Genomic DNA, 14,150 nt, shown 5'->3' with positions numbered 1-14,150 from the left:
TCAAGCAGCTAAGCCATAAGTGCTGAAAAGTTGCTAACGGGAACATAAAAAAGGCCCGGAACGAACCGCCCGGGCCTTGCAAGTCTTTCGAATTGGTAAAGGAAATCGAAATTATTTGGTGCCGTACATGCGGTCGCCGGCATCGCCGAGACCGGGCACGATATAGCCCTTCTCGTTCAGATGACTGTCGATCGCCGCCGTGAAAACAGGAACGTCCGGATGGGCGGCGCGGAAGTTCTTGATCCCCTCGGGAGCGGCCAACAGGCAGAGGAAGCGGATATTGTGCGCGCCGCGCTCCTTGAGCTTGTCGATGGCGGCAATCGAGGAATTGCCGGTCGCAAGCATCGGGTCGACGACGATGATCAGGCGCTCGGCGACATCCTCAGGCGCCTTGAAGTAATATTCGACCGGCTGCAGCGTTTCGTGATCACGATAGACGCCGATATGGGAAACGCGGGCGGAAGGCACGAGATCGAGCATGCCTTCCAGCAGTCCGTTGCCGGCGCGCAGGATGGAGGCAAAAACCAGTTTCTTGCCTTCGAGGATCGGCGACTGCATCTCCTGGATCGGCGTTTCGATCGTCTCCATCGTCAGTTCCAGATCGCGCGTCACCTCATAGCAGAGCAGTGTCGAGATTTCGCGCAACAGCCGGCGGAAGCTGCCTGTCGAGGTTTCCTTGCGCCGCATGATGGTGAGTTTGTGCTGCACGAGCGGGTGATCGATGACTGTGACGCCGTCCATAGGAGAAACCTTCCAATTCTTTGTTCTTATCGGGTGTTTTTTCCATGGAAATTGCCTCCACTGCAAGAGCAGAGGTGAATTTGCCTGGAGCATTAACAATCCCGTCCACCTCTAGAGGCGGGCGAGCAACGCTTTGCGAGTCTCTTCATCGACGAAAGCCGCCTCGACGGCCGTTCGCGTCATCGCATTGATTTCAGCATCGCTGAAGCCGAAAGCCTCCGAGGCAAGCTCGTATTCCCGCTTGAGCGACGTGTGGAAGAAGGGTGGATCATCGGAGCTGATCGTCACCTTCACACCCGTATCCCTCAGCCTGCGCAGTGGATGCGCGGCGAAATCCGGAAAAACCTTGAGCGCGATATTCGAGCCGGGGCAGACTTCCAGCACCGTGCCTTGGTCAGCAAGCCGCTTGACGAGATCGGCATCCTCGATTGCCCGCACACCGTGGCCGATACGCGAGGGGCGCACCTCGTCCAGTGCATCCGAAACGCTGAAGGCACCGCAGACTTCGCCGGCATGGATGGTCAGGCCGAGCCCTGCATCGCGGGCGATGTCGAAGGCGCGCGCATAGTCGGCGACGCGGCCCATCCGTTCCTCGCCGGCAAGATTGAAACCGGTAATCAGCGGATTATTGGTCTTCGCCGCATATTCGGCAGCGCCGATCACGCTCTCAGGGCCGAAATGCCGTTCACCTGTTACAATTAGCCGCGCCTCGATGCCGCTTTTTGCCTTCGCCTGGCGGATGCCTTCGCACACGCCCGCAATGTAGGCATCCGCGCCGAGACCGATACGCTTGCCGTGATCGGGCGAAACGATGAGTTCGCTGTAGATCGTACCGATGCCGGCAAGCTCTTCGAGATAGGTTTCCGTCAGCAGCGCATAGTCATCCTCGGTCTTGTAGACCTCGGAAACCTTGTCATAGCATTCCAGAAAGCTCGCGAAATCGTGCCAGACATAGGCGCCGTCCTGCAGATAGGCGCTGATGTCGATACCGTATTTACGCGCCTGAGCCTCGGTCAGGGCAGGGGGGGCGGCACCCTCCAGATGGCAGTGCAACTCGACCTTCTTCAAATGCGATGTCACAGAAAACTCCTTCCATACGGCCCCGAGGGAATGCCGAGATGCCGCGCAATGCTCTCGCCGATATCGGCGTAGGTCCGACGCACGCCGACAGAGCGCGATCTGATGCCGGGACCGTAGGCGATAACAGGCACGCGCTCGCGCGTATGGTCGGTGCCGCGCCAGGTCGGGTCGCAGCCGTGATCGGCGGTCAAAACCACGAGGTCGCCGGCCCGCAGCTTCTTGTGAACTTCCGTCAGGCGTGCGTCGAAGRCTTCGAGAGCGGCTGCATAACCCGGCACATCGCGGCGATGACCGTACGCCATGTCGAAATCGACGAAATTGGTGAAGACGAGATCACCGTCCTCCGCCTCGTCGATCGCAGTCAGTGTCGCATCCATGAGGGCATCGTTGCCATTGGCCTTGATCACCCGGGAAACACCGTGATGGGCGAAGATATCGCCGATCTTGCCGACCGCATGCACATTGCGGCCGTGCTGAACGAGCCGGTCGAGCAGCGTCGGTTCCGGCGGCGGCACCGAGAAGTCGCGACGGTTGCCCGTTCTCTGGAAGGTCGCAACGCTCTGGCCGATGAAGGGGCGCGCGATGACGCGGCCGATATTATAGGGATCGAGAAGACCGCGGGCGATCTGGCAGAAGTTGAGCAGGCGGTCGAGGCCGAAATAGACCTCATGAGCCGCCACCTGGAAGACGGAATCCGCTGACGTGTAGCAGATCGGCTTGCCGCTGCGCATATGCTCCTCGCCATAGCGGGCGATGATATCGGTTCCCGACGCATGGCAGTTGCCAAGAATGCCGGGCACATCAGCTGCACGGCAGAGCGCTTCGATCAGTTCCTGTGGAAAGGCATCGCCCTCGCTCGGAAAATAGCCCCAGTCGAAGGTGACGGGCGTTCCGGCGATTTCCCAATGTCCCGATGGTGTGTCCTTGCCGCGCGAGGTTTCGTTGGCGGCGCCATAGACACCATAGATCGTGTCCGGCAGTGGCATGCCGGCCGGAAACTGCCCGGTGGCGGCTCGCGCAATATGCAACAATCCGAGTGCCGACATGTTCGGGAGCGCAAGAGGGCCGGAACGCAGGCCTGCTCGGTCGGCAGCACCGGCGGCACAGAATTCGGCGATATGGCCAAGCGTGTCGGCGCCTTCATCGCCATAGGCTGCGGCATCCGGCGCTCCGCCGACACCGAAGGAATCCAGAACGAAGAGAAAGGCACGCGCCATTTTTCACCCGTATTATCTGCTGTCGCCAGCGTAAAGCTGGAACGATCTGACTGGCGCCCAGCCATATAATGACGGGAACCGCTTGRCAAATTTGAGGTGTGGAAGCGCCAGAGCATGTCGCGCAAAAGTGTGCAGCAGTTTTGCGATAACGACATGCGCCAGATAGAAAGCATGTTGCGCAAAGTGTGCAGTGGTTTGCGATAACGACATTCATCGACAGCGTGGCAGGCGGATACCAGGGATCGTGATACGCTAGCAGTCCCCGCAGGGGATATTTTCGTTCTGTCGCTGGCGATAGAAATAGCTGCGGCCGATCGTGATCGTGCGCATCTTCGCAGGCATGAAGTTGGGCGCAAAGACGAATAGTGTATAGGGTATGCTGAGTTCGCTTCGGATGAGGAAGCTGTTGGCCTTCTTCATTTCCGTCGGCACGTCGGAAACCGTGCTGTTTTTGGCATAAGGCGCTGCCCCCTTTGACGCCCAGGACCACATGACAGTAGGTTTGGAGCTGCCGTCGATCTGGATTGCGGTGACCTTCACCAGCATATCCGAACTGTTATAGGGCGAGTAGATCGGCGGCGCGGCTTTAGCGATATCTGTAAGAGAACTCTTTGTGACGCTCTGCTGTTGGGTGACGATATCGGCGATCGAGCCGGCAGCGCGTGTCGTGCGCTTGCTGACGCTGAGCCCGACCGTGATCTCGAATGCGCCGAGATAGAGCATGACCAGAACCGGGAAGATGATGGCAAACTCGATGGCGCCGACGCCCTTCCGGTCGCGTGCAAAACGCCGCGCCGTCGAACCCAGCCATATGAGAAGTCCGCGGCGGGCCACTATGGATACTGCTCGTTCTGGAAGGCGGCCGTCGAGACGATCAAATATTCGCTCGGCATGGAACTGCCAACCGGACGAAGCCCCGTAATGTAGGGACGCACGAGATCGACGATGATGGACCAGCGATAATAGGCACGCAGCATGTTGATTGAACCGGGGCCGCCAGGCGTGAACTTAAAGGCTGAAATTTTCAGATCGGAATATTTATCCGCAGACATTCTCGGGATCGCTACTGGCATGGCAGCAAAGGTGGGGAAGCTCTGCACATCCAGATAGAGCTTGCCGGGTGTCGCCGCCTCCGTTTGCGAACAACGGATGATGATCGAGATTTCATCGCAGAAGGCCTGCCGGAACTGGGTCTGCGTCTTATAGCCCGCACGCGTGGGATCGACGAAGGTGATCTGCCCTGTCCGCATCTGGCGGCTCATCGTATCGACGGCGTTCGAGACGAGTTCTTCCGCAGCAAAGGCGATGAAGGTTTCCAGGATGGCGAATACGACGACGAAATAGGGAATGGCGAGCAGCGCGAATTCGATCGCTGCGGAGCCGTCGCGCGAGCGGGCCAGGGCGCGAAGTCTGGATAAACGGAGGGACGCACGCACCTTGCCCGTCTCCTGCTCACTGATCGCCATAGTCTGGCCTCGAAAATGTTCTTCGAGCGTCACACTAGGGCGCGTTCGTTGATTTTCCGTTTCAGGTCGGAGCAGCTATTTTAACGAATGCGCGTGAATTCCGATGATATTGMCTAGTTTGCAGAAGTGGCTTCACCTTGCTGAGAATGCTGCTCGCAATTGGGCGTGCAGGAAAGAACCGAGCGCTCCGTCTGGCGATAGACGCGCACCGTATTGCCTTCATCGATGGAAACGAGAATGCGTTCGTCCAGAATGGCGTTGCCGTCACCATCGAGCAGCACGATGTTGGTCGTGCCAAAGGCGCGGCCCGTCAATACGATTGTCCTCGCGTCGGCGACCGTCGCATCGGCAACCTTGGCATTGCCGACGATGACCTTGCTGACCGGCCGGTCGAGTTTCAGGACGCGCGCGTGATCCATATAGACGCGCAGCATGTCTTCCTGGGCGGAGGCTGTGTATGCCGTAAGAGCCGCAATCACCCAGGCAAAGAAAACGGTCTTGCCGTTCGATGGCATTTTGGCCTCTTTCACGATCGCTATGCAAATTGCAGATAGAATGGAAAAAAATGGTGAACGAAGCTTTAAGCTCTCCGTGCCATGTTCATGAGTGAAACGCATTGGATCGTTTCGGCACGAGCCGATGTGGCGAGAGATCGACTGGCTGCGGAAATTCGTGCCATTTCTGGATGCCTGTAAGCTATTGTTCCACGTTTCCTCCGGAGTTTCACTAGAAACGTAAGCAATGCGATAAGGAATTACTTACTCTGACCGGTCCGGTTGTCTCGTTTACACCTTGTTAACGCATTTCATTAAGTCGATGGAAACGGCCATTCGCTAGGTTGCAGCCATCCGATCAACGGAAACAGTTGGCGGACGTGCTGAACATCAACTGGAGTTAGAGGTAACCATGACCAAGCTTTTTAGCCGTTTTCTGAAGGATGAATCCGGCGCGACCGCAATCGAATACGGCCTGATCGCCGCCCTCATTTCCGTAGCCCTCGTTGCAGGCGCCACCACGCTCGGCGGCAAGCTGAACTCTACGTTCATCGAGCTGGGCAACAAGTTGGACGACGCTGTGAAGCCTTGATAATTGCTGGAGCCCAGCTCTGGTTGGAAGTGAAACAGGCTCACGAGCGAACGCCCGTGAGCCTGTTCGTTTTGGGTAGATGAGAACTTGGGCAAGTGAGAAGATGATCGTAGCCGCAATCCTTCTGATTTTTCCGCTCTGCCTCGCTTTTGCTGCCATATCCGATCTGTTGACGATGACCATCCCGAACAGGGTGTCGTTGATCCTGATAGTTTCATTCGCCGTGCTCGCCCCCCTGAGCGGCTTGGCTCTTTCCGCAATCGGAATGCACGCACTTGGTGCCGCCATCGTGTTCGGCATTTGCTTTGCCCTCTTTGCCCTCAATGTGATGGGCGGTGGAGACGCGAAACTCTTGAGCGCGGCCGCGATCTGGTTCGGTTACGATCCCGCTCTGCTGTCTTTTCTGACCTATGTCGGTGTCATCGGCGGCTTGGTGACGTTGGCAATCCTGTTGATCCGGTCACAATCAAATACGATATTGGCCATCGGACTGCCCATTCCCAATTCGCTCCTGCTCGCCAAGAAAGTTCCCTATGGTATTGCCATTGCGATCGGCGGCTTCCTGGCGTTCCCATCCTCGCCGCTCTTCATTGCCGCGCTGGAAAGCCTGAAATAACGGCGTTTTAATCGGCCGTTAACTTAAAATCTAAGCGTTACATTAACCATAATTATACCAATTCCTGAGCATTCTGCGGGGCGAACGCGTCGTGCCCCAAGGAATGATCAATGAAACCGGCCCGCCTTATTATTCTAGCTGTCGCCGTGGTGGCAGCCGGCCTTGCCGGTCTTCTTGCGATGAACATGGCCGGCAATCKAGGCATCGTAACAAAAGTCCAGTCCGTTATCGAGAAGGAGCCGACCGTCAACGTGCTGGTCTCCAGCGCCAATCTTCCTGTCGGCGCGAGACTGGATGAGAAGGCCGTCCACTGGATGGCCTGGCCTCAGAATGGCGTTGTCCAGGGCTTCATTACCGAGACCKATCGGCCTGATGCCATCAAGGATCTGCAGGGGGCCGTCGTGCGCTTGCCGGTCTTCGAAGGAGAGCCGATCCGTCCGGAAAAGGTCGCCGATTCCAATAGCCGTATCCTGTCCTCCCTGCTGCCTGCCGGCAAGCGCGCCGTTGCGACCGAAATCTCCGTTTCGACCGGAGCTGGTGGCTTCATCCTCCCCAACGACCGTGTCGATGTCATCATGGTGCGCAAGGGGCAGGGCAGCGACAAATACATAACCGAAACCGTCCTGAGCAACGTTCGCGTCCTCGCCATCGACCAGCAGATCGAAGAAAAGGAAGACGGCACCAAGGCAGCGGTCGGCACCACCGCAACGCTGGAGTTGACCCCCGATCAGACCAAGGTTCTGGCCGTCGCCCAGCAGATGGCCGATCGCCTTTCGCTTGCCCTGCGGTCGGTCGCCGATGCGCAGGAGCAGGACACCAGCGCGGCAGACTATCTGCTCAGCGGCGACAACGGCAGCGCACTCATCCAGGTCATCAAGTCCGGCTCCATCGTCACGGATGCCACCGGCTCAGTAAAGCCGGAGTAAAGGAAATGCAGATGGGCAACTCGACACAGCGCACCAGGCTTTTCCTCACCGGCTGCCTTTCCCTGGCAATGGCTGCCGCCGGCATCACGCCGCTCTCCTTCATCGCATCCTCGGGCATCGAACAGGCCAATGCCGCGTCGGAAAGCCTCATCCGCATATCGCAGGGCGGCCCCGGCGCACATCGCCGTGTGAAGCTCGGTCTCAACAAGGCCGTTGTCGTCGATCTGCCTGAAGACGCGCACGATATTCTCGTTTCCGATCCGGTCATGGCCGATGCCGTGACCCGCACCTCGCGGCGCATCTACCTGTTCGGCAAGAAGGTCGGGCAGACCAATATTTTTGTGTTCGGCGCCAGCGGCGAAGAGGTCATCAGCCTCGATGTCGAGATCGAACGCGACGTCTCGGGTCTCGAGGCCAATCTGCGCCGCTTTATCCCGGACTCCGCCATCAAGGTCGAGATCGTTTCCGACAATATCGTACTGACCGGTACCGTTCGCACACCTCAGGACGCCACGCAGGCGGCAGCGCTCGCCAAGGCCTTCCTGAAAGGCGGCGAGGCCACGACGCGCTCGCAAAGTATTTCCGGCAGCGGTGGAGACAATTCGGTTGCGCTGTTTAACGAAGGCCGTCAGGAGTCCCAGGTCGTCAACCTCCTGAAGATCGAGGGCGAAGACCAGGTCACGCTCAAGGTCACGATCGCCGAGGTCCGCCGTGAAGTCCTGAAACAGCTTGGCTTCGACAATCTCGTCACCAATTCCTCGGGCATGAYGGTCGCCCAGCTCGGCAGCCCGTCCGCCGATAGCGCCACATCCGTCGTTGGCGGCGGCCTCGCCGCACTCTTCAAGAACTCGATCGGCAAGTACGATATTTCGACCTATCTGAATGCGCTGGAACAGGGCAAGGTCGTCCGCACGCTGGCCGAACCTACATTGACGGCGATTTCCGGCCAGGCTGCGACTTTCAATTCCGGCGGTCAGGTTCTTTACTCGACGACAGACAATAACGGCAACGTCACCGTCGTTCCCTATGACTACGGTATCAATCTGGCCTTCAAGCCGCTGGTCCTTTCATCCGGCCGCATCAGCCTGCAGATCAACACAAACGTCTCGGAGCCGGCGCCGTCGGTATCGGGTGCTGCGCCGACCTATCAGCGCCGCTCGGCACAGACCTCGGTCGAGCTTCCCTCGGGTGGCTCGATCGCTCTTGCTGGCCTTATTCGCGACAACATCTCCCAGACGATGAACGGCACCCCCGGCGTCTCGAAGATCCCGCTCCTCGGCACGCTGTTCCGCCAGAAGGGAGTCGAACGCCAGGAAACGGAACTCGTCATCATCGCGACGCCCTATCTGGTGCGTCCGGTGGCGCGCAATCAGCTTAATCGGCCGGATGATAATTTCAGCCCGGAAAACGATGCGTCCGCCTTCTTCATGAACCGCGTCAACAAGGTTTACGGCAGCCGCGAGGCGCCGGTCGCCGATGCGCAGTTCCACGGTTCTATCGGATTTATCTACAAATGAGCGGAGCACGGTCTGGACCGATGAAAACGAACAGAGATCAGGCGATGGCTCATTGGAGCGCGAAACATTTCCGCACGACAAAGCCTCTGCTCGTGGCTGCGTCACTCGCCGTTGCAATTCTTTCTGGCTGCGCCGGCCCGCGTGATCAGCTGACGACCGGCGGTATTCCTGATGACTACCGGGAACGCCATCCCATCGTCGTGACGGAAGCCGAGCAAACCGTGGACATTCCTGTTGCCTCCAGCGACCGCCGACTAACGATCGCCCAGCGCGAGTTGATCCGCGGCTTTGCGCAAAATTACGTGTCGCGCGCGTCTGGCCCCGTCTACATCCTGTCTCCGGAGGGATCGGCGAATGCAGGAGCGGCCCGCGCCCTGCGCAGCCAGGTTCGCGTTGAACTTGCTTCGCGCGGCATTGCGAGCAACAGGATCATCAACACGACTTACGCCGCAACCGGCCTTCTCGATGCCGCGCCGATACGCCTGAGCTTCACCGGCATGACGGCAGTAACGACACGGTGCGGCCAATGGCCGAAGGATATCTCGGCCGATTTCACGAACCAGAATTATTACAATTTCGGCTGCGCCTCGCAGAACAACCTCGCCGCCCAGGTCGCCAATCCGGAAGATTTCGTCGCTCCGCGCGGCATGACCCCGATCGACGCAGAGCAGCGTAACGAGGCAATCCAGGAGTACCGCGGGACAGAACGATGAGCACCGTCGACTACGAGATCAAGAATACCAGCGAGCTCCGCCATGCCGAAGAAGCGATGCGCATGGGCGAACTGGAAAACATGCGGCCACTGCCGCGCATCTCCGTTCATGCCTTCTGCGAAAGCGAAGGACTGCAGCGGGTGATGGAGCGTTGCGCCAATGACCGGCGCATGTCGAAAGTCAGTCTGCGCATCACCAGCGGCGGCACGGMTGCCGCCGCAAACATGTTCTCAGGCGCACCGACGCCGAACCTGATTATCATCGAGACCAGGGCGAACTCCGCCGGCCTGCTCGCCGAACTGGCTCCGCTCGCTGCCGTCTGCGATCCCTCGACCAAGGTCATCATCGTCGGCTATTACAACGATATCGGCCTCTACCGCGATCTGATCCGCAACGGCATTTCCGAATATATGGTTCAACCTGTCGCCATGCCCGATATCATGGGCGCAATGGCGACGATCTTCGTCGATCCGGAAGCCGAGCCGCTTGGCCGCAGCATCGCCTTCATCGGCGCCAAGGGTGGCGTCGGCGCATCGACCGTCGCTCATAATTGCGCCTTCGGCATCTCGAACCTGTTCTCGACCGAGACCATCCTGGCCGATCTCGACCTGCCCTACGGCACGGCGAACATCGATTTCGATCAGGACCCGGCCCAGGGCATTGCCGAGGCCGTCTTTGCGCCGGAGCGGCTTGACGAGGTTTTCCTCGACCGCCTGCTGACGAAGTGCTCGGAACATCTTTCCCTGCTGGCCGCCCCCTCGCTTCTTGACCGTGCCTATGATTTCGAGGGCCTAGCCTTCCAGCCTGTCATGGATGTGCTGCAGCGCAGCGCGCCTGTCACGGTGCTCGACGTTCCGCATGCCTGGTCGGACTGGACCCGTACGGTCCTGTCAAGCGCTGACGAAGTGGTTATCTGCGCGGTTCCCGATCTTGCCAATCTGCGCAACACCAAGAACATGCTGGATGCGCTCCGCAAGATACGTCCGAACGACAAGCTGCCGCATCTCATTCTCAATCAGGTCGGTATGCCGAAGCGGCCGGAAATCTCGATTTCCGATTTCTGCGAACCGCTGGAAGTCGAGCCGATTGCCATCATTCCCTTCGATATCGGCCTCTTTGGCAACGCCGCCAACAGTGGCCGGATGATTTCGGAGGTCGATCCGAAATCTCCGACGGCGGAGACCTTTTCGCAGATCTCGCACATCGTCACCGGTCGCGTGGCAATCAAGAAATCCAGGAAGGGCGGCCTTCTCGGCCTTCTGAAGCGCAAGTAAACGAGTAGAATTGGATCGGCTCAATGTTCGGAAAACGCGGAAATGATGGTTTCGGAAAGGCCGGTGCCGGCGGTATCGCCGCTCCGCCGCCACCGATGCCGGCTGCCGCCCCATCCGGTCCCGCGGTGCTTGTCGAGCCGTCGCGCGAGCCTGTCCGCCAGCAGGTGACGCCGCCGCCGATGCAGACGCCGCAGCGCAAGCGCCCCGCCCGCACGGACGAATATTACGATACCAAGGCGCAGGTTTTTTCCGCGCTGATCGATACGATCGACCTCTCGCAGCTCTCGAAGCTGGATGGCGAAAGCGCGCGCGAGGAAATCCGCGATATCGTCAACGATATCATCACCATCAAGAATTTCGCCATGTCGATCTCCGAGCAGGAGGAACTGCTCGAGGATATCTGCAATGACGTGCTGGGCTACGGTCCGCTCGAGCCGCTGCTGGCGCGCGACGACATTGCCGATATCATGGTCAATGGTGCTGGCCAGACCTTCATCGAAGTCGGCGGCAAGACGATCGAATCCGAAATCCGCTTCCGCGACAATTCGCAGCTTCTGTCGATCTGCCAGCGCATCGTCAGCCAGGTCGGCCGCCGCGTCGATGAATCGAGCCCGATCTGCGACGCGCGCCTGCCCGACGGCTCGCGCGTCAACGTCATCGCGCCGCCGCTTTCGCTCGATGGCCCGGCGCTCACCATCCGCAAGTTCAAGAAAGACAAGCTGACGCTCGATCAGCTCGTGCGCTTCGGGGCCATCACGCCCGAAGGCGCGACCGTCCTGCAGATCATTGGCCGCGTCCGCTGCAACGTCATCATCTCCGGTGGTACGGGTTCGGGCAAGACCACGCTCTTGAACTGCCTGACGAACTACATCGACCGCGACGAGCGCGTCATCACCTGCGAGGATACGGCCGAACTGCAGCTCCAGCAGCCGCATGTCGTGCGTCTCGAAACCCGCCCGCCGAATATCGAAGGCGAGGGCGAGATCACCATGCGCGATCTGGTCAAGAACTGCCTGCGCATGCGTCCCGAACGCATCATCGTCGGCGAAGTGCGCGGACCGGAGGTTTTCGACCTCCTGCAGGCCATGAACACCGGTCACGACGGTTCCATGGGCACCATCCACGCCAACAACCCGCGCGAATGCTTGAGCCGTATGGAATCGATGATCGCCATGGGCGGCTTCACCTTGCCGGCAAAGACCGTGCGCGAGATCATCTCCTCCTCGATCGACGTCATCATCCAGGCCCAGCGCCTGCGCGACGGTTCGCGCCGCATCACCCAGATCACCGAAGTGGTCGGCATGGAAGGTGACGTCATCATCACCCAGGACCTGATGCGCTACGAAATCGACGGCGAGGACGCGAGCGGTCGTCTGATCGGCCGCCATATGTCTACCGGTATCGGCAAGCCGCATTTCTGGGACCGCGCCCGCTATTACAACGAAGACAAACGCCTCGCCGCTGCGCTCGACGARCTGGAAGCGAAATCGAAGGACTGAGATGTTCGGCATCGATCCGACAGTACTGGCAATCGTCGTTCTCGCAGCCGTTGCGGCAGCCGGGGTGAGTTATGCCGTATTGTTCTCGCGTATCGAGAGCGACAAGAAGTCGGCAAGCCGCATCAACCGCGTCAAATCAGCCGAAGTCGATCGTACAAAGGTCAAGGCTGCTCGCGACCGCGTTCAGGAACTGTCGAAGCGTCGCAAATCGGTGCAGGACAGCCTGAAGGATCTCGAAAAGCGGCAGCACGAAAAGACCAAGAAAGTGCTATCGCTGAAATCCCGCCTGGTGCAGGCGGGACTGCCGATCACGCCCGCCCGCTTCTATCTTTTCAGCGCGCTCTTCGCGTTTGTGCTGTTGGTCGTGCTTTTCATCGTGGGTGCATCGACACCGATCATGCTCGGTGTTCCCGTGGCCGCAGGACTTGGTCTGCCACGCTGGGTGCTCGGCTTCCTCGTCTCGCGCCGCCAGAACAAGTTTCTAGACGAATTTCCGAATGCGCTCGACGTTATCGTTCGCTCCATCCGTTCCGGCCTCCCGCTGAACGATGCGATCCGCCTCGTTGCGACCGAGGGGACGGAACCCGTCAAGAGCGAATTCCGCCGTATTGTCGAATCGCAGCAAGTCGGCCTCAGCGTGCCCGAAGCTTGTGCCCGCATGACCAATCAGATGCCGCTGCAGGAAGTCAATTTCTTCGCGATCGTCATTGCCATCCAGTCGCAGGCCGGCGGCAACCTGTCGGAAGCGATCGGCAACCTTTCCAAGGTGCTGCGCGACCGCAAGAAGATGAAGGCCAAGGTCAAGGCATTGTCGATGGAAGCCAAGGCATCTGCCGTCATTATCGGCGCCCTTCCATTCATCGTTGCCACGCTCGTCTACCTGACGTCTCCGCAATATATGATGGTCTTGTTCACCGATCCGCGTGGCCACTTCATCATGGGCTTTTCGGCGGTCTGGATGTCGATCGGCATCTTCGTGATGCGCAACATGATCAACTTCGATATCTAGCGGGAGCAAGCAGCATGTCGCAGGAACTCGCCGCAACATTGACCGATCCCGCCATGATCGTGGCGGCACTCGTCGCCATCGCCGTCTTCGCCACCTTCTACACGCTTGCCGTTCCCTTTTTCGAGCGCGGTGATCTCAACAAACGCATGAAGGCCGTCTCGACCGAGCGCGAGCAGATCCGCGCCCGCGAGCGCGCCCGTCTGAATGCCGACGTCGGCGGCAAGGCCACGCTCAGAAGCCAGAACAGCCGACCCGTCCGCCAGATCGTCGAGCGTTTCAACCTGCGCAAGGCACTTGTCGACGAGAACACGATGAACAAGCTGCGCGCCGCTGGTTTTCGTTCGGAAAATGCGTTGAACACCTTCCTCGTCGCGCGCTTTCTTCTGCCATTTCTCTTCCTGGCGGTTGCCGCTTTCTGGGTGTTCGGCCTCGGCAACCTTGCCGACAAAGGCCTGCCGATACGGCTCTTCATCGTCATTGGCATCGCCTATATCGGTTTCTATGCACCGAACATCTATATCTCCAACCGTATGGGCAAGCGTCAGCACTCCATCAAGCGCGCCTGGCCGGACGCGCTGGACATGATGCTGATTTGCGTGGAATCGGGCATTTCCATCGAAGCGGCCATGCGGCGTGTCTCCGAAGAACTCGGCGAACAATCGCCGGCGCTCGCCGAAGAAATGGTGCTGACGACCGCTGAGCTCTCCTTCCTGCCGGATCGCCGCGCCGCGCTCGACAATCTCGCGACGCGCACTCAGATCGATCTCGTGCGTTCGGTCACACAGGCGCTCATGCAGGCGGACCGTTACGGCACGCCGGTTGCGACGGCACTGCGCGTGCTTGCGCAGGAAGGCCGCGACGAACGCATGAACGAGGCGGAAAAGAAGGCTGCTGCGCTACCGCCGAAGCTGACCGTCCCGATGATCCTCTTCTTCCTGCCGGTATTGGTCGCCGTCATCCTTGGTCCGGCCGGCATCCAGGTTGCGGACCGGTTCTGACGCTTGCC

General features: G+C 59.4%; 15 protein-coding genes. 9 read left to right on the top strand and 6 right to left on the bottom strand.

The genetic code is table 11. The features are described from left to right. Positions 1-111 precede the first annotated feature (111 nt). From upp to AC1DNW_RS11150, 6 genes are all read right to left on the bottom strand, one after another. A complete protein-coding gene (gene upp, locus AC1DNW_RS11175) occupies positions 112-741 on the bottom strand; it encodes a uracil phosphoribosyltransferase (RefSeq protein ID WP_037100564.1) in 630 nt (209 codons plus the stop codon). Between the two features lie 111 nt (positions 742-852). Next, positions 853-1,821, bottom strand: coding sequence for an adenosine deaminase (locus tag AC1DNW_RS11170; RefSeq protein WP_113307222.1), 969 nt, complete (start codon positions 1,819-1,821; stop codon positions 853-855). Further along, the gene (locus AC1DNW_RS11165; protein ID WP_477852684.1) at positions 1,818-3,038 is read right to left on the bottom strand and encodes a phosphopentomutase; all 1,221 of its coding nucleotides are present in this window, start codon (positions 3,036-3,038) and stop codon (positions 1,818-1,820) included. Before AC1DNW_RS11165 ends, AC1DNW_RS11170 begins: the two co-directional genes overlap by 4 nt. A 252-nt stretch (positions 3,039-3,290) precedes the next feature. Further along, positions 3,291-3,872, bottom strand: coding sequence for a TadE/TadG family type IV pilus assembly protein (locus tag AC1DNW_RS11160; protein WP_113307224.1), 582 nt, complete (start codon positions 3,870-3,872; stop codon positions 3,291-3,293). Continuing rightward, positions 3,872-4,504 carry a TadE/TadG family type IV pilus assembly protein gene (locus AC1DNW_RS11155; protein WP_113298591.1) on the bottom strand — a complete coding sequence of 211 codons (633 nt, stop codon included), beginning with the start codon at positions 4,502-4,504 and terminating at the stop codon, positions 3,872-3,874. Before AC1DNW_RS11155 ends, AC1DNW_RS11160 begins: the two co-directional genes overlap by 1 nt. A gap of 113 nt (positions 4,505-4,617) precedes the next feature. Further along, positions 4,618-5,019 (bottom strand): pilus assembly protein N-terminal domain-containing protein, encoded by a 402-nt coding sequence (locus AC1DNW_RS11150; RefSeq protein ID WP_113307225.1) that lies wholly within the window; start codon positions 5,017-5,019, stop codon positions 4,618-4,620. Between the two features lie 391 nt (positions 5,020-5,410). Here AC1DNW_RS11150 and AC1DNW_RS11145 point away from each other — a divergent pair, with 391 nt between their 5' ends. From AC1DNW_RS11145 to AC1DNW_RS11105, 9 genes are all read left to right on the top strand, one after another. Continuing rightward, positions 5,411-5,590, top strand: coding sequence for a Flp family type IVb pilin (locus AC1DNW_RS11145; RefSeq protein WP_113307226.1), 180 nt, complete (start codon positions 5,411-5,413; stop codon positions 5,588-5,590). A gap of 103 nt (positions 5,591-5,693) precedes the next feature. Then, on the top strand, positions 5,694-6,206 hold the full coding sequence (locus AC1DNW_RS11140; RefSeq protein WP_113307227.1) for an A24 family peptidase: 513 nt from the start codon (positions 5,694-5,696) through the stop codon (positions 6,204-6,206). A 110-nt stretch (positions 6,207-6,316) separates the two neighbouring features. Then, on the top strand, positions 6,317-7,132 hold the full coding sequence (gene cpaB, locus AC1DNW_RS11135) for a Flp pilus assembly protein CpaB (RefSeq protein ID WP_477852681.1): 816 nt from the start codon (positions 6,317-6,319) through the stop codon (positions 7,130-7,132). 5 nt (positions 7,133-7,137) lie between these two features. After that, complete coding sequence (locus AC1DNW_RS11130) at positions 7,138-8,649, top strand: type II and III secretion system protein family protein (protein ID WP_477852679.1); 1,512 nt, start codon at positions 7,138-7,140, stop codon at positions 8,647-8,649. Continuing rightward, positions 8,646-9,362 (top strand): CpaD family pilus assembly protein, encoded by a 717-nt coding sequence (locus AC1DNW_RS11125; RefSeq protein WP_113307230.1) that lies wholly within the window; start codon positions 8,646-8,648, stop codon positions 9,360-9,362. Before AC1DNW_RS11130 ends, AC1DNW_RS11125 begins: the two co-directional genes overlap by 4 nt. After that, a complete protein-coding gene (locus tag AC1DNW_RS11120; protein ID WP_477852678.1) occupies positions 9,359-10,636 on the top strand; it encodes a CpaE/TadZ family protein in 1,278 nt (425 codons plus the stop codon). The genes AC1DNW_RS11125 and AC1DNW_RS11120 overlap by 4 nt, the downstream gene beginning before the upstream one ends. Positions 10,637-10,659: 23 nt before the next feature. Next, positions 10,660-12,135 carry a TadA family conjugal transfer-associated ATPase gene (locus tag AC1DNW_RS11115; protein ID WP_113298183.1) on the top strand — a complete coding sequence of 492 codons (1,476 nt, stop codon included), beginning with the start codon at positions 10,660-10,662 and terminating at the stop codon, positions 12,133-12,135. 1 nt (position 12,136) lies between these two features. Beyond that, on the top strand, positions 12,137-13,144 hold the full coding sequence (locus AC1DNW_RS11110) for a type II secretion system F family protein (protein ID WP_113307232.1): 1,008 nt from the start codon (positions 12,137-12,139) through the stop codon (positions 13,142-13,144). Positions 13,145-13,158: 14 nt separating this feature from the next. Then, positions 13,159-14,142: a type II secretion system F family protein gene (locus AC1DNW_RS11105; RefSeq protein WP_113307233.1), complete on the top strand. Its 984-nt coding sequence runs from the start codon at positions 13,159-13,161 to the stop codon at positions 14,140-14,142. Positions 14,143-14,150 lie beyond the last annotated feature (8 nt).

This window comes from Rhizobium sp. 05L429 (genome assembly GCF_056397645.1).
Note: the sequence above shows the minus strand (reverse complement) of the source record. Positions and strands in the feature narration are given on the sequence as shown.